At 61.9% G+C, this 22013-nt stretch carries 22 protein-coding genes and 1 pseudogene; 13 read left to right on the top strand and 10 right to left on the bottom strand.

The window, feature by feature from the left end:
• The first annotated feature begins 268 nt into the window (after nucleotides 1-268).
• From AC25ND_RS16495 to hisF, 6 genes are all read left to right on the top strand, one after another.
• Complete coding sequence (locus AC25ND_RS16495; RefSeq protein WP_486976444.1) at nucleotides 269-1927, top strand: OFA family MFS transporter; 1659 nt, start codon at nucleotides 269-271, stop codon at nucleotides 1925-1927.
• Between the two features lie 271 nt (nucleotides 1928-2198).
• Nucleotides 2199-2792 carry an imidazoleglycerol-phosphate dehydratase HisB gene (gene hisB, locus AC25ND_RS16490; protein WP_028688464.1) on the top strand — a complete coding sequence of 198 codons (594 nt, stop codon included), beginning with the start codon at nucleotides 2199-2201 and terminating at the stop codon, nucleotides 2790-2792.
• The gene (hisH, locus tag AC25ND_RS16485; RefSeq protein WP_028688463.1) at nucleotides 2793-3431 is read left to right on the top strand and encodes an imidazole glycerol phosphate synthase subunit HisH; all 639 of its coding nucleotides are present in this window, start codon (nucleotides 2793-2795) and stop codon (nucleotides 3429-3431) included.
• The gene (locus AC25ND_RS16480; protein ID WP_028688462.1) at nucleotides 3432-3692 is read left to right on the top strand and encodes a DUF2164 domain-containing protein; all 261 of its coding nucleotides are present in this window, start codon (nucleotides 3432-3434) and stop codon (nucleotides 3690-3692) included.
• A 27-nt stretch (nucleotides 3693-3719) separates the two neighbouring features.
• On the top strand, nucleotides 3720-4457 hold the full coding sequence (gene hisA, locus AC25ND_RS16475; protein ID WP_028688461.1) for a 1-(5-phosphoribosyl)-5-[(5-phosphoribosylamino)methylideneamino]imidazole-4-carboxamide isomerase: 738 nt from the start codon (nucleotides 3720-3722) through the stop codon (nucleotides 4455-4457).
• Between the two features lie 9 nt (nucleotides 4458-4466).
• Nucleotides 4467-5237, top strand: a complete 771-nt coding sequence (gene hisF, locus AC25ND_RS16470; RefSeq protein ID WP_008091498.1) for an imidazole glycerol phosphate synthase subunit HisF — start codon at nucleotides 4467-4469, stop codon at nucleotides 5235-5237.
• 138 nt (nucleotides 5238-5375) lie between these two features.
• On the opposite strand, the gene choV is transcribed toward hisF, so the two are convergent.
• From choV to AC25ND_RS16455, 3 genes are all read right to left on the bottom strand, one after another.
• Nucleotides 5376-6554 (bottom strand): choline ABC transporter ATP-binding protein, encoded by a 1179-nt coding sequence (choV, locus tag AC25ND_RS16465; RefSeq protein WP_486976443.1) that lies wholly within the window; start codon nucleotides 6552-6554, stop codon nucleotides 5376-5378.
• Entirely contained in the window at nucleotides 6551-7399 is an 849-nt protein-coding gene (gene choW / locus AC25ND_RS16460; RefSeq protein ID WP_172402369.1) for a choline ABC transporter permease subunit, read from the bottom strand. Before choW ends, choV begins: the two co-directional genes overlap by 4 nt.
• Before the next feature lie 81 nt (nucleotides 7400-7480).
• On the bottom strand, nucleotides 7481-8428 hold the full coding sequence (locus AC25ND_RS16455) for a choline ABC transporter substrate-binding protein (protein ID WP_486976442.1): 948 nt from the start codon (nucleotides 8426-8428) through the stop codon (nucleotides 7481-7483).
• Between the two features lie 444 nt (nucleotides 8429-8872).
• Here AC25ND_RS16455 and AC25ND_RS16450 point away from each other — a divergent pair, with 444 nt between their 5' ends.
• Nucleotides 8873-10249, top strand: coding sequence for an L-serine ammonia-lyase (locus AC25ND_RS16450; protein WP_028688458.1), 1377 nt, complete (start codon nucleotides 8873-8875; stop codon nucleotides 10247-10249).
• A 389-nt stretch (nucleotides 10250-10638) separates the two neighbouring features.
• Complete coding sequence (gene gbdR / locus AC25ND_RS16445) at nucleotides 10639-11745, top strand: choline metabolism transcriptional regulator GbdR (protein ID WP_028688457.1); 1107 nt, start codon at nucleotides 10639-10641, stop codon at nucleotides 11743-11745.
• Between the two features lie 61 nt (nucleotides 11746-11806).
• Here the strand turns inward: gbdR and AC25ND_RS16440 are convergent, their stop codons facing one another.
• Both AC25ND_RS16440 and AC25ND_RS16435 read right to left on the bottom strand, forming a co-directional pair.
• The gene (locus AC25ND_RS16440; RefSeq protein WP_028688456.1) at nucleotides 11807-12064 is read right to left on the bottom strand and encodes a hypothetical protein; all 258 of its coding nucleotides are present in this window, start codon (nucleotides 12062-12064) and stop codon (nucleotides 11807-11809) included.
• Nucleotides 12065-12267: 203 nt separating this feature from the next.
• Nucleotides 12268-12438, bottom strand: a pseudogene (locus AC25ND_RS16435) (IS3 family transposase); the annotation flags it as partial.
• Between the two features lie 675 nt (nucleotides 12439-13113).
• On the opposite strand from AC25ND_RS16435, the gene AC25ND_RS16430 reads away from it, so the two are divergent.
• Both AC25ND_RS16430 and AC25ND_RS16425 read left to right on the top strand, forming a co-directional pair.
• On the top strand, nucleotides 13114-13650 hold the full coding sequence (locus AC25ND_RS16430) for a hypothetical protein (RefSeq protein ID WP_145978828.1): 537 nt from the start codon (nucleotides 13114-13116) through the stop codon (nucleotides 13648-13650).
• An 89-nt stretch (nucleotides 13651-13739) separates the two neighbouring features.
• Nucleotides 13740-15053: a zinc metalloprotease gene (locus tag AC25ND_RS16425; RefSeq protein ID WP_158509988.1), complete on the top strand. Its 1314-nt coding sequence runs from the start codon at nucleotides 13740-13742 to the stop codon at nucleotides 15051-15053.
• An 89-nt stretch (nucleotides 15054-15142) separates the two neighbouring features.
• Here AC25ND_RS16425 and AC25ND_RS16420 read toward each other — a convergent pair whose 3' ends face one another.
• The 4 genes from AC25ND_RS16420 to choX form a co-directional block, all read right to left on the bottom strand.
• Complete coding sequence (locus tag AC25ND_RS16420; RefSeq protein WP_028688454.1) at nucleotides 15143-15610, bottom strand: thioesterase family protein; 468 nt, start codon at nucleotides 15608-15610, stop codon at nucleotides 15143-15145.
• Nucleotides 15611-15620: 10 nt separating this feature from the next.
• Entirely contained in the window at nucleotides 15621-16583 is a 963-nt protein-coding gene (locus AC25ND_RS16415) for an L-carnitine dehydrogenase (RefSeq protein ID WP_062359780.1), read from the bottom strand.
• Nucleotides 16584-16603: 20 nt separating this feature from the next.
• Nucleotides 16604-17488, bottom strand: coding sequence for a 3-dehydrocarnitine:acetyl-CoA trimethylamine transferase CdhC (gene cdhC, locus AC25ND_RS16410; RefSeq protein WP_028688452.1), 885 nt, complete (start codon nucleotides 17486-17488; stop codon nucleotides 16604-16606).
• A gap of 197 nt (nucleotides 17489-17685) precedes the next feature.
• A complete protein-coding gene (gene choX, locus AC25ND_RS16405; RefSeq protein ID WP_028688451.1) occupies nucleotides 17686-18630 on the bottom strand; it encodes a choline ABC transporter substrate-binding protein in 945 nt (314 codons plus the stop codon).
• Between the two features lie 144 nt (nucleotides 18631-18774).
• On the opposite strand from choX, the gene AC25ND_RS16400 reads away from it, so the two are divergent.
• The gene (locus AC25ND_RS16400; RefSeq protein WP_028688450.1) at nucleotides 18775-19719 is read left to right on the top strand and encodes a GlxA family transcriptional regulator; all 945 of its coding nucleotides are present in this window, start codon (nucleotides 18775-18777) and stop codon (nucleotides 19717-19719) included.
• Nucleotides 19720-19743: 24 nt separating this feature from the next.
• On the opposite strand, the gene AC25ND_RS16395 is transcribed toward AC25ND_RS16400, so the two are convergent.
• Nucleotides 19744-20145 carry a lysozyme inhibitor LprI family protein gene (locus AC25ND_RS16395; protein WP_069015875.1) on the bottom strand — a complete coding sequence of 134 codons (402 nt, stop codon included), beginning with the start codon at nucleotides 20143-20145 and terminating at the stop codon, nucleotides 19744-19746.
• Between the two features lie 275 nt (nucleotides 20146-20420).
• Between AC25ND_RS16395 and AC25ND_RS16390 the strand changes: the two genes are divergently transcribed.
• Together AC25ND_RS16390 and AC25ND_RS16385 are read left to right on the top strand one after the other, a co-directional pair.
• Nucleotides 20421-21398, top strand: coding sequence for a dipeptidase (locus tag AC25ND_RS16390; protein ID WP_011536164.1), 978 nt, complete (start codon nucleotides 20421-20423; stop codon nucleotides 21396-21398).
• Nucleotides 21399-21476: 78 nt separating this feature from the next.
• A complete protein-coding gene (locus tag AC25ND_RS16385) occupies nucleotides 21477-22007 on the top strand; it encodes a DUF5943 domain-containing protein (protein ID WP_028688448.1) in 531 nt (176 codons plus the stop codon).
• Nucleotides 22008-22013 lie beyond the last annotated feature (6 nt).

The following is a 22013-nucleotide window of genomic DNA, read 5'->3' as shown; positions in this document are numbered from 1 at the left end:
GCGCTTGCCTCAAGGCTTGCGCTGTTCCTGTGGGAGCCGGCATGCCGGTGATGCAGGCGCCCCCGATACAGGATTGATCGTTTCAGTTGACGAAAAAAACACGATATCAGATTGCTTTCATGTCACCCCCTGCTGGTAATCTTGCGCCCGCCCGTGGAGTCCCCGCGACCCATTGTCGCGGGGTGCCAGCCCAAGCGGCCGGGCTGCCTTGCGTGCAGCCGAAGCAGAGCCGTCCATGCGCACAGCCCACCTACAAAAGGAACAATCCATGAACAGCAGTATCACGTCGGGGACGGTGGCGAGCGCGCCGGGCTTCCTGTCGAAGGAGCGCATCATCGCCCGTCCGGGCTTCAATCGCTGGCTGGTGCCGCCGGCGGCCCTGGCGATCCACCTGTGCATCGGCATGGCCTATGGCTTTTCGGTGTTCTGGCTGCCGCTGTCCCAGGCCTTGGGTGTCAGCGCACCGGTGGCCTGCGCCGCCGACATGGGCTTTGTCGCCCGACTGTTCAGCGCCGAGTGCGACTGGCCAATCTCCATGCTCAGCTGGATCTACACCCTGTTCTTCGTGTTCCTCGGCTGCTCGGCCGCGGTGCTCGGCGGCTGGCTGGAGCACGCCGGCCCGCGCAAGGCCGGCCTGGTATCGGCGCTATGCTGGTGCGGTGGCCTGCTGATCTCGGCGATCGGCGTGAAGACCCACCAGTTGTGGCTGATGTGGCTGGGCTCGGGGGTGATCGGTGGGATCGGCCTGGGTCTGGGCTACATCTCGCCGGTGTCGACGCTGATCAAGTGGTTCCCGGACAAGCGCGGCATGGCCACCGGCATGGCGATCATGGGCTTTGGCGGGGGTGCCATGGTGGGCGCGCCGCTGGCCACCGCACTGATGGGCCATTTCTCCAGCCCGACCGAAGTGGGCGTATGGCAGAGTTTCGTGGCCATGGCCGCGATCTACTTCGTGTTCATGACCGCCGGCGCCCTGGCCTACCGCGTGCCGCCGACCGGCTGGAAGCCTGAAGGCTGGACGCCGCCGGCGAAGAAGGCCAACGCCATGGTCACCGATCGTCACGTGCACGTCAGCGTGGCCTGGAAGACCCCACAGTTCGCCCTGGTGTGGCTGGTGCTGTGCCTGAACGTGTCGGCCGGTATCGGCATCCTGGGCATGGCCTCTCCGCTGTTGCAGGAAGTGTTTGCCGGCAAGCTGCTGGGCAACGAACTGACGTTCAGCGAACTGAACGCCGCGCAGCTGGCGCAGATCGCCGCCATTGCCGCCGGCTTCACCGGGCTGCTGAGCCTGTTCAACATCGGCGGGCGCTTCTTCTGGGCGTCGTTCTCCGACTACATCGGCCGCAAGAATACCTACTTTGCCTTCTTCGCCCTGGGCGTGGGCCTCTACAGCCTGGTGCCGAACATGGGGCACATCGGCAACGTGGCGCTGTTCGTGGCGGCGTTCTGCATCATCCTGTCGATGTACGGCGGCGGTTTCGCCACCGTCCCGGCATACTTGGCCGACCTGTTCGGCACACAGATGGTCGGCGCCATCCATGGTCGCCTGCTGACGGCCTGGGCGGCGGCAGGCGTGCTCGGCCCAGTGCTGATCACCTACCTGCGCGAGGCGCAGCTGGCTGCGGGCGTGGAGCGTGCGGCGGCTTACGACATGACCTTGTACATTCTCGCCGGCCTGCTGGTGCTGGGCTTCATCTGCAACATGCTGGTGCGGCCGGTGGCGGACAAGTACTTCATGACCGATGCCGAACTGGCTGCCGAGCGAGCGCTGAGCCATGACAAGGGTGTCGATTCGGCACGCTCGCTGGAGTGGCATGCGGCGCCGGGCAGCCTGCCGTTGGTGCTGCTGGCCTGGGCCGTGGTGGTGATTCCGCTGGCCTGGGGGGTGTGGATCACCTTGCAGAAGGCGGCGGTGCTGTTTCACTGAGTTAGCTGGCTCTGGGGGCGCTTTGCGCCCCTTTCGCGACACAAGGCCGCTCCCACAGGCATTGCGTACCTTCAGGCTTACGAGGCTCCTGTGGGAGCGGCCTGGTGTCGCGATGGGCTGCGAAGCAGCCCCCAAAGGTACTTGTATAGACCTGTAGGCCCGTCCCGCCCCCGTAATTACTAGCCCTGCCATATGTCATCCGCGTTTCAAGCCGGCGCGTTCTGGGCCTATAATGGAGCCCTTTTCGCCCAATGATTTTGCGGAGCTGGTGATGGTCGAACGTAAGGCTTCCGTCGAGCGCAATACCCTGGAAACCCAGGTCAAGTGCTCGATCAACCTCGATGGCAGCGGCAAGGCCCGATTTGAAATCGGCGTGCCTTTCCTTGAACACATGCTCGACCAGATCGCCCGGCATGGGCTGATCGACCTGGACATCGAGTGCAAGGGCGACCTGCATATCGACGATCACCATACCGTCGAGGACGTCGGCATCACCCTCGGCATGGCGTTCGCCCAGGCCATCGGCGACAAGAAAGGCATCTTCCGCTATGGCCATGCCTATGTGCCGCTGGACGAAGCGTTGTCGCGCGTGGTCATCGACTTCTCGGGGCGCCCGGGCCTGCAGATGCATGTGCCCTACACCCGCGCCACCGTCGGCGGCTTCGATGTCGACCTGTTCCAGGAGTTCTTCCAGGGCTTCGTCAACCACGCCCTGGTGACCCTGCACATCGACAACCTGCGTGGCCACAACACCCACCACCAGATCGAGACCGTGTTCAAGGCTTTCGGCCGCGCCCTGCGCATGGCCGTCACCCTCGACGAGCGCATGGCCGGGCAGATGCCGTCCACCAAAGGGTGCCTGTAAATGCAGACGGTAGCCGTAATCGACTATGGCATGGGCAACCTACACTCGGTGGCCAAGGCCCTCGAGCACGTGGGCGCCGGCAAGGTGCTGGTGACCAGCGACGCCGCGGTGATTCGTGAAGCCGACCGCGTGGTGTTCCCCGGCGTCGGCGCGATCCGCGACTGCATGGCCGAGATCCGCCGCCTGGGCTTTGACAGCCTGGTGCGCGAGGTCAGCCAGGACCGTCCGTTCCTCGGTATCTGCGTGGGCATGCAGGCGCTGCTCGACCACAGCGAAGAAAACGATGGCGTCGATTGCATCGGCCTGTTCCCCGGCCAGGTGCGCTTCTTCGGTAAAGACCTCAAGGAAGACGGCGAGCACCTGAAGGTGCCGCACATGGGCTGGAACGAAGTGAGCCAGACCATTGACCACCCGCTGTGGCATGACATCCCTGACCGGGCGCGCTTCTACTTTGTGCACAGCTACTACATCAACGCCGGCAAGCCGGGCCAGGTCGTCGGTCGCGGCCACTATGGCGTCGACTTCGCCGCCGCGCTGGCCGATGGCTCGCGCTTTGCCGTGCAGTTCCACCCGGAGAAGAGCCATACCCATGGCCTGCAGTTGCTGCAGAACTTCGTCGCCTGGGACGGGCGCTGGTAAATGAGCCGATCGAAGACCAAGGCCCCGATCATCACGCTGACGCCGGAGCAGGAGCGCGACGCGCTCGACACGCTCAAGCGTTTCCTCGAAGACCGCTTCGAGCTGCAGCTGGGGTCGTTCGAGGTGGCCGAGGTCCTCGAGCTGTTCAGCAAGGAAATTGCACCCCATTACTACAACAGGGCGATTGCCGATGTTCAACTGCACCTCAAGGAGCGGTTCGAGAGCATCGAAAGCGACCTGTGGGCGCTCGAGAAGCCCTGAACCCAACGAACAAGACAGGTTGCCAAGATGCTGATTATCCCCGCTATCGATCTCAAGGACGGTGCCTGCGTACGCCTGCGCCAAGGCCGCATGGAAGACTCCACCGTATTCTCCGACGACCCGGTGAGCATGGCCGCCAAATGGGTCGAGGGTGGCTGCCGTCGCCTGCACCTGGTCGACCTGAACGGCGCCTTTGAAGGCCAACCGGTCAACGGTGAAGTGGTCACTGCCATCGCCAAGCGCTACCCGAACCTGCCGATCCAGATCGGCGGCGGCATCCGCTCGCTGGAAACCATCGAGCACTACGTCAAGGCCGGCGTCAGCCACGTGATCATCGGCACCAAGGCGGTCAAGCAGCCCGAGTTCGTCGCCGAAGCGTGCAAGGCCTTCCCGGGCAAGGTCATCGTCGGTCTTGATGCGAAAGACGGCTTCGTCGCCACCGACGGCTGGGCCGAAGTGAGCTCGGTGCAGGTCATCGACCTGGCCAAGCGTTTCGAGGCCGATGGCGTCTCGGCGATCGTCTACACCGACATCGCCAAGGACGGCATGATGCAGGGCTGCAACGTGCCCTTCACCAAGGCCTTGGCCGAAGCCACCTCGATCCCGGTGATCGCCTCGGGCGGCATCCACAACCTGGGCGACATCAAGGCCCTGCTGGACGCCAAGGCCCCCGGCATCATCGGCGCCATCACCGGCCGCGCCATCTACGAAGGCACCCTCGACGTCGCCGAGGCCCAGGCCTTTTGCGACAATTACCAAGGCTGAGGAACGACCATGGCACTGGCCAAGCGCATCATCCCTTGCCTGGACGTGGACAACGGCCGGGTGGTCAAGGGCGTCAAGTTCGAGAACATCCGCGATGCCGGCGACCCGGTGGAGATTGCCCGGCGCTACAACGAGCAGGGCGCGGACGAGATCACCTTCCTGGATATCACCGCCAGCGTCGATGGCCGTGACACCACCCTGCATACCGTCGAGCGCATGGCCAGCCAGGTGTTCATCCCGCTGACCGTCGGTGGCGGCGTGCGTACCGTGCAGGACATCCGCAACCTGCTCAACGCCGGTGCCGACAAGGTCTCGATCAACACCGCGGCAGTGTTCAACCCTGAGTTCGTGGGTGAGGCGGCGGACCGTTTCGGTTCGCAGTGCATCGTCGTTGCCATCGACGCCAAGAAGGTTTCTGGACCGGGCGAAACGCCGCGCTGGGAGATCTTTACCCATGGCGGGCGCAAGCCGACCGGGCTGGATGCCGTCGAGTGGGCGAAAAAGATGGAAGGCCTGGGCGCCGGCGAGATCCTGCTGACCAGCATGGACCAGGATGGCATGAAGAACGGCTTCGACCTGGGTGTTACCCGGGCGATCAGCGATGCGTTGGGGATTCCGGTGATTGCCTCCGGTGGCGTGGGCAACCTGCAACACCTGGCGGACGGAATTCTGGAAGGCCACGCCAGCGCAGTGCTGGCGGCGAGTATCTTCCACTTTGGCGAGTACACGGTGCCTGAGGCGAAGGCCTATATGGCTTCGCGTGGGATCGTCGTTCGCTGACAGAGCGCTGGGAGGGCTTCGCCCTCCTTTCGCGACACAAGGCCGCTCCCACAAGTACAGCACTGCACCTGAGGCTGGCGTCGTGCCTGTGGGAGCGGCCTTGTGTCGCGAAAGGGCCGCGAAGCGGCCCCAGAGGCATCACCCGTGGTTCTTGCCAAGCAAGGCATGGTAAAGCTCGGTATCCCCAAGAATCCCCACCACCTTGTCGTTATCCTGCAGCACCAGCTTGTTGCCGGTCTGGTAACGAATCTGCAGCGCCTCGCGCATGCCGATATCGGCGTGCACCACGGTCGGCCTGCGCTCCAGCAGTTCCACATCCTGCCCCGGTGCCCAGTTCTGCATATCCAGCCCGTTCTGGCCCTGGCGCGCGCGCTTGAGCGAGCCTCCCTCGCCGAGGTCCAGCCATGAGTCGATTCCCGGGTCCAGGCACACCGAGCCGTTGACCCGCTTGCACTGGTCCAGGCTGCGCATCAGGCTGCGGCCGCACAGCACGTTGAGCGGGTTGGTGTGGGCGACGAAGGTACGCACGTACTCGTCGGCCGGGTTGAGCACGATGTCTTCCGGCTTGCTGTACTGGATGATCCGCCCGTCCTTCATGATCGCGATGCGGCTGCCCAGCTTCAGGGCCTCGTCGAGGTCGTGGCTGACGAAGACGATGGTCTTGCTCAGCTTGCTCTGCAGGGCCAGCAGTTCGTCCTGCAGGCCCTGGCGGATCAGCGGGTCAAGGGCCGAGAACGGTTCGTCCATCAGCAGGATGTCGGCGTCCATCGCCAGCGCCCGGGCCAGGCCGACGCGCTGCTGCATGCCACCCGAGAGTTCATCCGGCTTCTTGTTTCGCCACTGGGTCAGGCCCACCAGCTCGAGCTTTTCATCCACCAGCTTGCGCCGTACCTTCTCGGGACGGCCCTGCATCTCCAGGCCAAAACTGATGTTCTCGCGCACCGTCAGCCAGGGCATCAGGGCGAACTTCTGGAACACCATGGCGATGCGCTTGGTGCGCATCATTTTCAGCTCCGCCGGGGTGCAGTGGGCGACGTCGATGTGCTTGCCTTCATGCTCGACGAACAGCTTGCCGCGGCTCACGGTGTTGAGGCCGTTGATGCAGCGCAGCAAGCTGGATTTGCCAGAGCCGGACAGGCCCATCAGCACGCAGATCTCGCCCTTGTTGATGTCCAGGTTGGCCTTCTCGACACCAACCACCAGCCCGGTTTGCTTGAGGATCTGCTCGCGGGTCTTGCCCTGGTCGAGCAGGGCCAGGGCCTCGCGCGGCTTGCTGGAGAAAATGACGTCGACGTCTTCGAAACGAATGATGCTCATGCCTCACCCCTTACCGGCAGCTCCGGTTGCTTGCAGATACGGTCGAGCATGATTGCCAGCAGCACGATGGCCAGGCCCGCTTCGAAGCCCAGGGAGATATCGGCGGTGTTCAGTGCGTTGACCACGGGTTTGCCCAGGCCGTCGGCGCCGACCAGGGCGGCAATCACCACCATCGACAGCGACAGCATGATGCATTGCGTCACGCCGGCGGCGATGCTCGGCATGGCGTGGGGCAGTTCGATACGGGTCAGCAACTGGCGGCGCGAGCAACCGAAGGCCTTGCCGGCGTCCATCAGTTCCTGCGGCACGTCGCAGATGCCCAGATAAGTGAGGCGGATGGGCGCGGCGATGGCGAACACCACGGTGGAAATCAGTCCTGGCACCACGCCCAGGCCGAACAGGGTCAGGGTCGGGATCAGGTAGACGAAGGTGGGCACGGTCTGCATCAGGTCCAGCACCGGGCGCATGGCGGTGTAGAACATTGGTTTGTGCGCGGCGGCGATGCCCAGCGGCACGCCGATGACCACGCAGACCACCGTGGCGAAGGTGACCTGCGCCAGGGTTTCCATGGTTTCCTGCCAGTAGCCCAGGTTGAGGATCAGCAGGAACGACAGGGCGACAAAGACGGTGAGGGCCCACTTGCGCTGGATCAGGTGCGCGAGGGCGGCGAACAGGGCGATGAGCACGAACGGGTTGAACCAGGTCAGGGCGCTGGTGACCCCATGGATCATGAATTCCAGGCCTGCGGCGATGGCGTCAAAGTAACTGGCGCCGTTCTGGGTCAACCATTCGACGAATGAGGCGATGTACTGCCCCAGGGGTATTTTCTGATCGATAAGCATGATAGCGAGCTTCCACCTGCAAAGATTGAAATCAGTCCGGGGCGGGCACGGTCCCGCCCCGAGGTGTTGCCATTGCGTCTTGCGTTATTGCGTCAGTTTGGCCTTGGCCGCCTCGAGGCCGGGCTTGCCGTCCACGGTGGTCACGCCGGCCAGCCAGGCTTCCAGCTTGCCGGGGTTGTCCTTGAGCCATTTCTTGGCCGCCGCCTCGGGTTTCATCTTGTCGTCCAGGACATAGCCCATCATGGTGCTTTCATCCTTGAGCTCGAACGACAGGTTCTTCAGCAACTGGCCGACGTTGGCGCATTCCTGCGCATAGCCCTTGCGGGTGTTGGTGAGCACGGTGGCCTTGCCGAAATCGGGACCGAAGTAGGCGTCCCCGCCGGTCAGGTACTGCATCTTGAAGCGGGTGTTCATCGGGTGTGGTTCCCAACCGAGGAACACGATCGCCTCGTCGCGCTTCTGCGCCCGGTCGACCTGGGCGAGCATGCCGGCCTCGCTGGACTGCACGATCTGGAAACCGGCGTCCTTCAGGCCGAAGGCGTTGTCGTCGATCATCTTCTGGATGGTGCGGTTGCCGTCGTTGCCGGGTTCGATGCCGTAGATCTTGCCCTTGAGCTCCTGCTTGAACTTGGGCAGGTCGGCGAAGTCCTTCAGGCCCTTGTCATACAGGGCCTGGGGCACGGCCAGGGTGTACTTGGCGTTCTCCAGGTTGGCGCGCACGGTCTCGACGGTGCCGGCGTCGCGGTACTGCTTGATGTCGTTCTCCATGGTCGGCATCCAGTTGCCGAGAAACACGTCCAGGTCCTTGCCGGTGGCCAGCGACTTGTAGGTCACCGGTACCGAGATCATGGTGGTGTGGGTCTTGTAGCCCAGGGCTTCGAGCACGACGCTGGTGGTCGCGGTGGTGACCGTGATGTCGGTCCAGCCGACATCCGAGAAACGCACCGTCTGACACTGCTCGGGTTCGGCGGCCTGGGCCAGCAGCGGAGCGGACAGCAACGCGACCAGCAACAGCTTGGGTGAAGCTTTCATGGATGGACTCCTGTGATTTTATCTTCGGGTTCGCGTGGGTCGCCGGGCGTTCTCAGGGCTCCGGTCGACCAGGCCTGCAGAGGGCAGGATGCGAGGCCGTGCAATACGAGTCGCTTTCGATAATCCTCCAGCGTTCGGCAATCGCCTACTGGTGGCGTCGTATCCAGTACAGGACGGGTCGCATCCAGTACGGACGATGTCGCAACTGGATTTTTCCACCCCCCGGCCTCGGTTTTTGCGGCGTCCCGGCGCTGGAAAACGGCGCACGCAGGGCCGGTGCAGTGGCGGCGCTGCTGGACAAAAGTACGTCGGTTGCAGACGGCGAGGGGGTGGGCAAAAGCCCGATGATGCGAGCATTCCGAGGCGGCTCGAGCTTTCAGCCTAGCAGTTGCGCAAGGCGGTGTTCGGCGCTGCGAGACAAGCCCATCAAGAGGTGATGCGACAATGGCCATCAGCGTGTTCGACCTGTTCAAGATCGGTGTCGGGCCTTCCAGCTCACACACCGTCGGCCCCATGCGCGCCGGCGCGCTGTTCGTCCAGGGGCTGCGCGAGCGCGGCGAGCTGGAGCGGGTGCGGCGCGTCGAAGTGAGGCTGTATGGCTCGCTGTCGGCCACCGGTGTCGGTCACGGCACCGACAACGCCACGATCATGGGCCTGATGGGCGAATGGCCCGACGCCATCGACCCCAGCCAGATCACCCCGCGCATCGCCGACCTGCGCGAAACCAACGTGCTCAAGCTCGACAACCACCTGCCCATCGAGTTCGTCTGGGCCCGCGACATGCTGCTGCTGGACGAGAACCTGCCGTACCATCCCAATGCCATGACCCTGATCGCCGAAGGTGAGGCGGGCGAGCTGCACCGCGACACCTATTACTCGGTGGGCGGCGGTTTCGTGGTCGATGCCGCCCAGGCCGCCAGCGGCGTGCTGGACGCCGACCAGACCGTGCTGCCCTACGACTTCGACAGCGCCGCCGAACTGCTGCGCCTGTGCAAGCAAAACGACCTGCGCGTGTCGCAATTGATGCTGGAGAACGAAAAGGTCTGGCGCAGCGAAGCGGAGATCCGCGCCGGCCTGCTCAAGCTCTGGCAAGCCATGCAGGAGTGCGTGAACAACGGCCTCAAGCATGAAGGCATCCTCCCGGGAGGGCTCAATGTGCGCCGCCGCGCCGCCCGCCTGCACCGCAGCCTGCAGGAGCTGGGCAAGCCTAACGTGATCGGCTCGACCATGAGCGCCATGGAGTGGGTCAACCTGTTTGCCCTGGCGGTCAACGAAGAGAACGCCGCTGGCGGGCGCATGGTCACCGCGCCCACCAACGGTGCGGCGGGCATCATCCCGGCGGTGTTGCACTACTACATGCGGTTCTCCGATGCGGTGGATGAGTCCAATGTGGTGGACTTCTTCCTCGGCGCGGCGGCAGTGGGCATCCTGTGCAAGAAGAACGCCTCGATCTCCGGCGCCGAGGTTGGTTGCCAGGGCGAGGTCGGTTCGGCTTGCGCCATGGCTGCCGCAGGCTTGGCCGACGTGCTTGGCGCCACCCCGGCGCAGTTGGAGAACGCCGCCGAGATCGCCCTTGAACACAACCTTGGCCTGACCTGCGACCCGGTCGGTGGCCTGGTGCAGGTGCCCTGCATCGAGCGCAACGCCATCGCTGCGGTGAAGGCGATCAATGCCGTGCAGATGGCCTTACGCGGTGATGGCGATCATTTCATCTCCTTGGACCAGGTGATCCGCACCATGCGCGACACCGGCGCCGACATGCATGACAAGTACAAGGAAACCTCCCGTGGGGGCCTGGCGGTCAGCGTCATCGAATGCTGATGCGCCGTTCTGGCCCGCGCGTGACCGATGCGCCACATTCTGGCGCACTGGTTGTCATCTACCGGCCGTCGCCTGTCGTTACCAGCAGGGTCATTGTCGGTGACACTCAAGTCTGTCGCATCTGGGCAACTTTCCCACAAGTGCTACCGAATTGCTCAGCGGTGACGCGCAGGGGCGCTGGCGCGCCCGTTTGCGTTTGAACTGACGCTCATCACCCGGCCCGCTGGAAGGCGCATGCCGACGTCGTTTTTGGGTTTTATTGGATGAGCGTTCAATTTCAGGCATGCCATTTGCGTTGAGATTGGCAAAGCCCCTGCATACGAAACGGGGCCATTACAAGAACAGTGCTCGCCTGAGGCACACCCTGCATTGTGTGAGGAGAAATCGCGATGACGTCGTACACCTCCGGGACCCCAACCCAGAACCGCACAGCACCCCAGTCCATCGGCTTTCTCCTGCTGGACAACTTCACCCTCATTTCCCTGGCGTCGGCGGTCGAGCCGCTGCGCATGGCCAACCAGCTGTCCGGTCGCGAACTCTACCGCTGGCATACTCTGACCGTAGACGGTGGCCAAGTCTGGGCGAGTGATGGCTTGCAGATCACCCCCGATGCCGCCATGCACAGCGCGCCCCCGATCGACACCGTGATCGTCTGCGGCGGTGTGGGCATCCAGCGCACCGTCACCCGCGAGCACGTCACCTGGCTACAGGCCCAGGCCCGCCAGTCGCGCCGCCTGGGCGCGGTGTGCACCGGCAGCTGGGCGCTGGCCTGCGCCGGCCTGCTCGACGGTTTCGACTGCAGCGTGCACTGGGAATGCCTGGCGGCGATGCAGGAAGCCTACCCGCGGGTAAACATGAGCACCCGCCTGTTCACCCTCGACCGCAACCGCTTCACCAGCTCCGGCGGCACCGCGCCGCTGGACATGATGCTGCACCTGATCAGCCGCGATCATGGCCGTGAGCTGTCGGCGGCGATCTCCGAGATGTTCGTCTACGAACGCATCCGCAACGAACAGGACCACCAGCGCGTGCCGCTCAAGCACATGCTCGGCACCAACCAGCCGAAGCTGCAGGAAATCGTCGCGCTGATGGAGGCCAACCTCGAGGAGCCGATCGACCTGGACGAACTGGCGGTGTACGTGGCCGTGTCGCGGCGCCAACTCGAGCGACTGTTCCAGAAGTACCTGCACTGCTCGCCGTCGCGCTACTACCTCAAGCTACGCCTGATCCGTGCCCGGCAATTGCTCAAGCAGACGCCGATGTCGATCATCGAGGTGGCGTCGGTGTGCGGGTTCGTGTCCACGCCGCACTTCTCCAAGTGCTACCGCGAGTACTTCGGCATTCCGCCGCGTGACGAGCGCGTGGGCTCGAACACCACCCAGCAGGTGGCAATGATGCCGATTCCGCAAGCCATGGCCTTGTCACCGCACAGCGGGCCGATGGCGGCGCTGAGCCAGGCGCGTAACGAGTCGACCTTTGCCAGTGTGCGCCTGTAGCTGAACATCGGTCCCTGTAGGAGCGGCACAAGGCCGCTCCTACAAAGGGCCAGTCAATGCTTCAGGCACGCTTGTTGAACTGCGCCAACGCCGGCAGCAACTGCTTGTCGATGGCCTGGCGCACGGCCGGCAGGATCGTCGCGCTGCCGGTGTACATCTGCTCGACCATGCCCTTCAGCGCCCGCGCATTGGGCTCGGTCAGTCCGCGTATCACCACCTCGCAGGCCTGCTCGGCGCTGGCGCCGGCCGGAATGTCGAAACCCCGCGAGCGCAGCTGGCCCAGCAGGTCGTCCTGGTCGATCAAGTCCGCATGCATCATGACTAATGTCCTTCGCCGCTGTTGTTTTCAATCGATTCTGTGTCCGATGCTCCGGGGCGGCAAGGGCGGATTGTCACGATGGCTGCTTTGACTACGAACAGGTCGTTTACGGCTAAATCGTCGGGAAAGGAGGGCCGCAGATTGATGTCACGGCACCGGGGGCTTGGTCACTCTCGGCGTTTTTCAAACTAGTTGTCGCGTCACTCCTCGATCAGATACAGGTAGTCGTACTGACCACGCACCGAAGACGGTAAGTATGTGATGTCCCACGACCACACACGATTCGGTGCCTGGGTCGCATGTGTTGTCGGCTCGGCATTACGTCCAGGGCGCTGAGCACGTCCTCGGTGCTGCCTCTGTCCGGCAGTTCGAAGCTGCAGCGCAGTTCAATCTCAAGTTCTTTGATGCATTTATGATCCTGCCGGGCTTGTTCCCGATCAACCTTGGGTTGCGCTTGTTGAGACGCCATTGCGCTCAGAAGCCCCTGCCGTCACGCGGTTATCTGCTTGGCATACAAGCTTTTGCGACGACAGTATTCGCCCAATTCAATCTCGGACAGGCTGGCACACTCGGTGACTGCAGCGAATTTCACCTCCACCGACTAACTCTCGGTCGGGTGTTTGGGGGCGGACACCACTACGGATCCTTTGGTACTGGCTTGCCGACGTCAGGTGTACAGAGACATTTCAGGAACGCCCTCGGCCATCGTCAGATTGAATGGAGGGAGCAACATCTTGAGGAATTCGGCTTTGCGCTCAGAGGAATAGTACGGCACAACGGCTCTGTTTGCGCCCCTGTGTCTGGTTTGAGGTAAATCAGGCGAGGCGGCCACTATCCTGACACCGGGGGCCTTGCAGTGGATGTTGCTCTTGATCCCGGAAGCTCACGGCTTTTCAGGACTTTTGGGGTCACGCAAACTACCTGATAATTTTGCCAGTTGCGGGCTGTCTGATAGTTAGTTAAGTATTATGGCAGATACTTTTTGTTCGAGCGTTGGCATGTCACTGGTGGGCGACGACAGCATAATCTGAGGATAGTGAGGTAAGGACATGAACAAACTATGCGGAATTCATGCTGTCTTGCTATGGACTGTATTGGTCTTTGTTTTTTCGGGGTGTTCCACCCCGAAGCCCGAGGGGGCGACGCCGTCTGCAAACGAATTGCAGGTTTCTTTTTATACGGGGTCTTTCGCAGCGAATGGATTTCTATGCCGTGTAATCGTGCCTGATCACGGAAATGCGCCACTATGTCCTGCGATGCTACAAGCGCTGGCGGAGAATAGTTGTCATACTTCTGAGGAGGGGTGTAGGAGAGAAGGGAAGGAATATATGCCTGAGATCGGGTCAATTCGATTTCTACTCTGGTTTGGCTTTCGCGTTATCTGTTTTGAAACGGCGCGAGGCGAGGCTGCGCTGTGCGTTCAGGGGATGCTTCCTGAACCCAATTTATTTCCGCGGATGATTGCAGATATAAAGAAATCGGTGTGGGAACATCCAAATATTCTTCAGCCTCTGGAAATAACGATATGGAATGAGGAGTTGTTCGGTAAGATAACCCATATTACCTCCTGGAAGCTTGATCAATAAGGCTGCTTGCGGCTGGTCTTCTGGCTTGTTTAAGTATTTGCATTGTGCCTGGTTGTGTACTGCTTGCTCATATGTTCAAGGAGAATAGGATGATTATTCAACGAAGGACTACGTGGCTTTTCGCATTTTTACAGGTGCTTCTGCTGTCGGCTTGTGGAGTGGCAAGTCATGCGCAGGTTTCATCAATGGATGATGAGCAAAAACTTTATGATATCAAGGAAGCGATGGATCTCCAGGGGCTGTCGACGCTGGCCTCTAGCGATGCAGACGTCAATTTCCTTAAAGCACTGGGGCAATCGAGGAACATAGAATATGCGCGTTTCATTGATGTCAATCCGGCCTTGGTCAAGGCAGGGGTTGGCCGGCTTTTGGTGTCGCTACCAAATGGAGATATTGTAAAGTTTCAGCAACGTAATGTCTATGAAGAAGGTAACAATACTACGTATTGGTTTGGAGACATCGTTTCCGATCGAAAACAACACCACACATCTCCTGGTGAGGTTGATATAGATCCTGTCAGCAGAATTATGCTGGTGCGGCAAGGGCAGCGTCTGAGCGGTGAGATATATCTGCCAGGACAATTTTATCGTTTGGAAAATGCGGGTGCGGGGCGATATGCTCTCATTAAGTTTGGGTCGGATTCTAATTTAAAGTGTGATCCTATACGTGAGTCGCAGGGTAAAGAACTGAAAAAAGCAGTGAATGGTTCACAGCCCAGGGCGCGTAGTATTATTAGGGTCATGTTCGTTAGTACGCAGGAGGCGCGTGCAGTTGATCCGTCTTTTGAAGGCAGGATTAGGGCAATGTTGGCATCGAGCTCTCAGGTGTTTCGGAGAAGTAATGTTGACCTTGAGTTTGAGTACGCTGGGTATTATGCCTCGAGTTTGAAGGAGGCTGAGCTTGAACAGGACCCCAAAAAAATACTGAGGGAGGTCCGTGGGCCAAACACGCCTGTCGCAAGACAAATTGCTGAACAGAGAGAGTCGAAGCAGGCTGATTTGGTTGTCACTGCAGTTGCTTATCCATTTTTTGGTGGCCAGGCTTATGTCTCGGCAAGAAAGGAAACTGCCTTTGCTTTGATCAGCGTTATGCACGACTCAGACACTCTGACGCATCAGCTTGGACATCTCTTGGGCGGGGACCATACCTGGAAACCTGGAGATACCGATCAAGGTGATCCTCCTTACAAATTCGCGCATGAGTTTTTTGCCAACGGTGCTAAGTATCACACGATAATGGGTAAGTTTGATTGCGGAAAAAATGGATGTGATCATTATGATATGGGTCAGTTTTCTGATCCTAATGCTTCTTTTGCTTCAGTTCGTTTGGGTACTAAGGAACATAATGATAATGTTCGTTATTTTAATGAGGTTAGGGATGATGTGTCCAAATTCTACCCCTGAAATCAAGGTCGAGTGTCTATAGGTGGGCGCTGAGTGAGAAGGCACGCTGGTGGTTGAGGTGACCTTCTCGCTCGAGCCTGATCTTACGTTCAAGGAATGCGAATGGTTCGGCCAACGTACAGTGAATGCGGTTGGCTATCTTGCCCAGTGACCAGGTTTTCCAGTTGTTCGATGGAACTCGCCGTAAACGGCGCAGACTTTGGTCCGGCCATATCCACGTGCAGTAGCAGTTGCTCGCTGGCGGAGAGGGCTTCCTCAAAGTCCTTTCTATGCAAGCTGTGGTACAGGTGCAGGCGCTTCTTGTCGAAGCCGATAATGAATGTCTGCACCCACACCTCAGTATCAAGCTTTACCTCGTGCAAGTAGTTGATATGCGCCTCTAGGGTAAACAGCGAATGCCCGCTCTGCCCTCGTGCATCGGCATCCAGGCCGATGCGCTCCATCAGCGCATCGGTGGCGTAGCTGAAGATCAGCAGGTAGTAGGCATCGCGCAGGTGGCCGTTGTAGTCGACCCATTCCGGCAACACCCGGGTACGGTAGGTGATCAGGGCGGGCATCGTTTACTCCTCAGTCGAAGGCCATGCCGTGCTTGGCTTTGCTGGTTTTCACCGCTTCCAGTACCGCCAGCAGTGTGTCATCACGATAGCGCTCCAGGGCCGCGATGCTGCGCTCGCCCAGCTGTTCCGAGGTGCCTTCCACCACATCGTCGATCAGCTTGTCGGTCAGCTCCGGTGCCGGCAGGTACGTCCAGGGCAGCTTCAGCGCGGGGCCGAACTGGGCCATGAAGTGGCGCATGCCGGCGTCGCCACCAGCCAGGGTATAGGTAAGGAAAGTGCCCATGAACGACCAGCGCAGACCGGCGCCGAAGCGGATCGCGTCGTCGATCTCGCCAGTGCTGGCGACGCCGTCGTTGACCAGGTGCAAGGCCTCGCGCCAGAGCGCTTCGAGCAGGCGGTCGGCGATAAAGCCGGGGACTTCCTTGCGCACATGCAATGGGCGCATGCCCAGCGCGGTGTAGAGGGCTTTTGCCGCTTCGATGGCGTCGGGGCTGGTGTTTCGGCCGCCGACGATTTCCACCAGTGGCAGCAGGTACACCGGGTTGAACGGGTGGCCCACCACGCAGCGCTCGGGGTGGGTGGCCGACTCATAGAACTCGCTGGGCAGCAGGCCCGAGGTGCTGCTGGCGATGATCGCATTCGGCTTGGCGGCGGCGCTGATCTTCGCGTGCAGGTCGAGCTTGAGGTCCAGGCGTTCGGGGGCACTCTCCTGGATGAAATCGGCGTCGCGCACGCACGCCTCGATGGTGGTGACGAAAGTCAGGCGATCCTGTGAGGCGCCGGGCGCCAGACCTTGCTTCTGCAGGGCCGGCCAGGCATTGGCGATACGTTTGCGCAGCATGGCCTCGGCGCCGGGCGCAGGGTCCCAGGCAATCACGTCCAGGCCATGGGCCAGGGCGCGGGCGACCCAACCGCTGCCGATTACGCCGCTACCTAGGGCGGCGAAGGTCTTGATGTCGGTGATGAATGGCATATCGGGCTCCTACAGGAATATCAGCGGCGTTTGAGGTTCATCTTTTCCCGGCCTTCTGCCGGGCTGAGCACGCGGGCACCCATGCGGGTGATGATTTCCATCGCCCGTTCCACCAGCTGGCCGTTGCTGGCCAGCACGCCACGGTCCAGGTACAGGTTGTCCTCCAGCCCGACCCGGACGTTGCCGCCGAGCAGCACCGCCTGGGCGGCCATGGGCATCTGCATGCGGCCGATGCCGAAGCCGGCCCAGGTGACATTGGCCGGCAGGTTGTCGACCATCGCCTTCATGGTGGTGGTATCCGCCGGCGCGCCCCATGGGATGCCCAGGCACAGCTGGAACAGCGGGTCGTCCAGCAGGCCTTCCTTGATCATTTGCTTGGCGAACCACAGGTGACCGGTATCGAAGATCTCCAGCTCGGCCTTCACGCCCAGCTCGGTGATGCGCTTGGCGCCTGCGCGCAACTGGGCCGGGGTGGAGACGTAGATGGCGTTGCCGTCGCCGAAGTTGAGGGTGCCGCAGTCGAGGGTGCAGATTTCCGGCAGCAGTGCCTCGACATGGGCAAGGCGCTCCAGCGGGCCAATCAGGTCGGTGCCTGGGCCGAATTCCATGGGTGACTCGCCCGGGCCGATCTCCAGGTCGCCGCCCATGCCGGCGGTGAGGTTGACGATGATGTCCACGTCAGCCTCGCGGATGCGCTCCATCACTTCGCGATAGAGGTTGACGTCGCGGCTAAAGCGGCCGGTTTGCGGATCGCGAACGTGGCAGTGGACCACGGTGGCGCCGGCCTTGGCGGCCTCGACGGCGGATTCGGCGATCTGTTTCGGGGTGACCGGGACCAGGTGGCTCTTGGCGACCGTGTCGCCGGCACCGGTGAGGGCGCAGGTGATGATGACGTCGTGGTTCATGGTGGATTCCTTTTTGTGACTATGGACCGGATCTCTGTAGGAGCGGCCTTGCGTCGCGATAGGGCCGCGCAGCGGCCCCAGGATTTATGTGGCGGCGTTGAAGTCCGGGGGCCGCCTTGCTGCCCTATCGCGACACAAGGCCGCTCCTACACCGATCGGGTTGACCTGTCGGTGTGCGAGTAGGCGATGAGGTTCTGTCAGTTGGCCGTGAGCTTGAGGTTGTCCGCGGCGGGCTTGCCATCGAAGGTGGTTACACCCTCGAGCCAACGGGCCTTGTCCTCGGGGTGGTCCTTGAGCCACTGGCGGGCGGACTCCAGCGCGTCCTTGTGATCGAGCAGCGGCTGCATCATCCGGCTCTCGTCCTCGGCGCTGAAGTTCAGGTTGGCCAGCAGGCGGTGGGCGTTGGGACAGCGTTCGGCGTAGTCCGGCGCGGTCACCGTCCACACCGTGGCGCGGCCTTCGTCCGGGCCCAGGGCGTCCTGGCTGTCGCCGAGATAGACCATGTCGATGTTCACGTTCATTGGGTGCGGCGCCCAGCCGAAGAACACCACCGCTTCCTTGCGTCGTACCGCTCGGTCCACCGCGGCGAGCATCCCGGCCTCGCTCGACTCGACCAGCTGGAACTTGCCCAAGTCGAACTGGTTCTTGCTGATCATCGCCTTGATCTGGGTATTGGCGCCGGAGCCTGGCTCGATGCCGTAGATCTTGCCGCCCAGTTCCTTCTGGAACTTGTGGATGTCGGCGAACGTCTTCAGGCCTTTGTCGGCCAGGTATTTCGGCACGGCCAGGGTGGCGCGGGCGTCTTCCAGGCTTGGCTTGTCGAGCACCTTGACCTGGTTGGCCTGGATGAATGGGGTGATGGTCTGGGTCATGATCGGGTTCCAGTACCCGAGGAACATGTCCAGCCGCTTGTCGCGAATACCGGCGAAAATGATCTGCTGCGAGGCGCTGGTCTGCTTGGTCTGGTAGCCCAGACCATCGAGCAGTACCTGGGCCATGGCGCTGGTGGCGATCACGTCGGTCCAGTTGACCACGCCCAGACGCACGTCCTTGCAGACGGCGGGTTCGGCGGCGAAGAGCGGTGCGGCTACGGTGGTGCTGAGCACGAGGGACAACAGGCTGCGGCGGATAAAGCGTTGCATGGTGGCTCTCCATCGGCAGTGCATATTGTTATGGGTCCGGCCTCTGCGGGCCGTGAGAACACGCTACGCTGGCGACAGGGTGGAAAATCGCACCCTGGCGACTAACACTTGCACGGAGGCGACCACCTTTGCGCGGAGCATGCGATGCCGGAAACCATAGACTTCCTGTTGCTACCCGGCTTTTCCGCCATGGGTTTCATCAGTGCCATCGAGCCGCTGCGCGTGGCCAATCGCTTCCGTGGCCCGTTGTACCGCTGGCGCGTGCTGAGCCTGGACGGTGGCGCGGTAGAGGCCAGCAACGGCATGTCGGTGAATGCCGATGGCGCGCTGGGGGAGGGCGGGCACGGGCGGCTGTTGCTGCTGGTGGCCGGCTTCGAGCCCTTGGCGTGCTATGGATCGGCGCTGCAGCAAGCGCTACGTCGTCTGGACCATGAAGGCGTAGTGCTCGGGGGTATCGACACCGGCGCAGTGGTGCTGGCCGAGGCCGGCCTGCTCGATGGTCACCGGGCGACCCTGCACTGGGAGGCACTGGAGGCGTTCAAGGAGCGTTATCCACGCCTGCAGGTGACCCAGGAGCTGTTCGAGATCGACCGCCGGCGCATCACCTGTGCCGGCGGCACGGCCTCCATCGACCTGATGCTCGACCTGATCGCCCAGGCCCACGGCAGTGAGCTGGCGGTGCAGGTTTCCGAGCAGTTCGTGCTGGGGCGCATCCGTCCGCGTCAGGACCACCAGCGCATGGAGATCGCCACGCGTTACGGGCTGCGCAACAAGAAGCTGGTGAAAGTGATCGGCGAGATGGAGCGCAACACCGAGCTGCCGCTTAACACCCAGGTACTGGCTGATGGCGTGCAGGTGACCCGGCGCCAGTTGGAGCGGCTGTTTCGCCTGTACCTGGCCGACACGCCCAGCGGTTTCTATCTGCGGCTGCGACTGGACAAGGCCCGCCAGTTGCTGCGCCAGACCGACATGAGCGTGCTGGAGGTGGCAGTGGCGTGCGGGTTCGAGTCGGCGTCGTATTTCACCCGCTGCTATCGGACACGGTTCGAGCGGTGCCCGCGGGAAGACCGGCGATTGGTCGTGTCATGAAGTGAGCATTCGCGGGGCAGGCAATCACTGCTGTCCGATCGACTGCAGGTATTCCGAGCGCTCGTCGCTACGCTGCGCCACGCAGGTATCCCACGCCGCCTCGTACGCCTTGCTCCCCGGCTTCTCGGCCCAAGTCTCGACCTTGCAGTCGGCGTCGCGCAACTGTGCCCACAGCTTTTCGGCTGCCTCCATCTTGCCGCTCAGCGCCGCGGCCTTGTCGCTTTCATCCGCGTACTGGTCGCGGATGCGTTGCATCAGGTCGTCATAGGCCGCTTTCAGTTCGCGCTCGGCGGTCTGCTTGTTGTAGGCCGCGCAGGCATACCCCTGCTGTTCGGTCTCGACGTTGTCGCAGGGCGTGCTTTCTTCCTCGGCGGCGTACGCGCTACCCGCGACCGCCAGCAGAACCAGCCATGCCATTGATTTCATCCAATTTCTCCTGAACAGGCTGACCAATCGCTGGATTCTCGCTCAGCGCAGGTTCGGGCGATAGCTCCCTGACGAAATGTTCATCAAACGTCGTTGTCGAGACTCGCTCTCATTGCCGAGCGCCGTGCCAGAGCGTGCCGGATCGGCCATTGACGCTTTCGGCAAACCCCCTGTCGTTTTTGCATCGGGGCGCCTCGGGCGGCAGGCATATGCTGGCCCCAAAGCGCCGGCACAAGGTTCGGCGCATGCAGACTTCAATAAAAGGGGACAGCCTGATGAGCCCAGCCGAACTTCACGCCGACAGCATCGTCATCGACGGCCTGATCATTGCCAAGTGGAACCGCGAGCTGTTCGAGGACATGCGCAAGGGCGGGCTGACCGCGGCCAACTGCACGGTCTCGGTGTGGGAGGGCTTCAAGGCCACCGTCGACAATATCGCCTCCAGCCAGAAACTGATCCGCGAGAACAGCGACCTGGTGATGCCGGTGCGCACCACCGCCGATATCCGCAAGGCCAAGGAGCTGGGCAAGACCGGCATCCTCTTCGGCTTCCAGAACGCCCATGCGTTCGAAGACCAGATCGCCTATGTCGACGTGTTCAAGCAGCTCGGCGTGGGCATCGTGCAGATGTGCTACAACACCCAGAACCTGGTCGGCACCGGTTGCTACGAGCGTGACGGTGGCCTGTCGGGCTTCGGCCGCGAGATCGTCGCCGAGATGAACCGCGTCGGCATCATGTGCGACCTGTCCCACGTTGGCTCCAAGACCTCCGAAGAGGTCATCCTCGAGTCGAAGAAGCCAGTCTGCTATTCCCACTGCCTGCCCTCGGGCCTGAAGGAACACCCGCGCAACAAGTCCGACGCAGAGCTGAAGTTCATCGCCGACCACGGCGGCTTCGTCGGCGTGACCATGTTCGCGCCGTTCCTGGCCAAGGGCATCGACTCGACCATCGACGACTACGCCGAGGCCATCGAGTACACCATGAACATCGTCGGCGAGGACGCCATCGGCATCGGCACCGACTTCACCCAGGGCCACGGCCAGGACTTCTTCGAGTACCTGACCCACGACAAGGGCTACGCCCGGCGCCTGACCAACTTCGGCAAGATCATCAACCCGCTGGGTATCCGTACCGTCGGCGAGTTCCCCAACCTGACCGAAACCCTGCTCAAGCGCGGCCACTCTGAACGCGTGGTGCGCAAGATCATGGGCGAGAACTGGGTCAACGTCCTCAAGGATGTGTGGGGCGAGTAAAGCCGCTCTCCAAGCCTGAAAGCCCCTGCCAGCAACGCCGGGGCATCCAAACAAAAAATTTTATGGAGTTGAGTTTCCATGGCCAAGATCGCCCCGCAATTGCCAATCGAAGTCGACAGCGAGACCGGTGTCTGGACCAGCGACGCCCTGCCGATGCTCTACGTGCCACGGCATTTCTTCGTCAACAACCACATGGGCATCGAGGAAGTGCTGGGCGCCGACAAGTACGCCGAGATCCTCTACAAGGCCGGCTACAAGTCCGCTTGGCACTGGTGCGAGAAAGAAGCCGAGTGCCATGGCCTGGAGGGCGTGGCGGTGTTCGAGCACTACATGAAGCGCCTGTCCCAGCGTGGCTGGGGCCTGTTCCAGATCCAGGACATCGACCTGGACAAAGGTACCTGCAGCGTCAAGCTCAAGCACTCGGCGTTCGTGTACGTGTATGGCAAGTGCGGCCGTAAGGTCGACTACATGTTCACCGGCTGGTTCGCCGGGGCCATGGACCAGATTCTCGCTGCCCGCGGCAGCTCGATCCGCACCGTGGCCGAACAGGTCTACGGCGGGTCGGAAGAAGGCCACGAAGATGGCCTGTTCGTTACAAAGCCGTTGTAAGCCGGA

The sequence above is a fragment of the Pseudomonas sp. P110(2024) genome (assembly GCF_057480795.1).
This window is presented reverse-complemented; position numbering and strand designations above follow the sequence as displayed.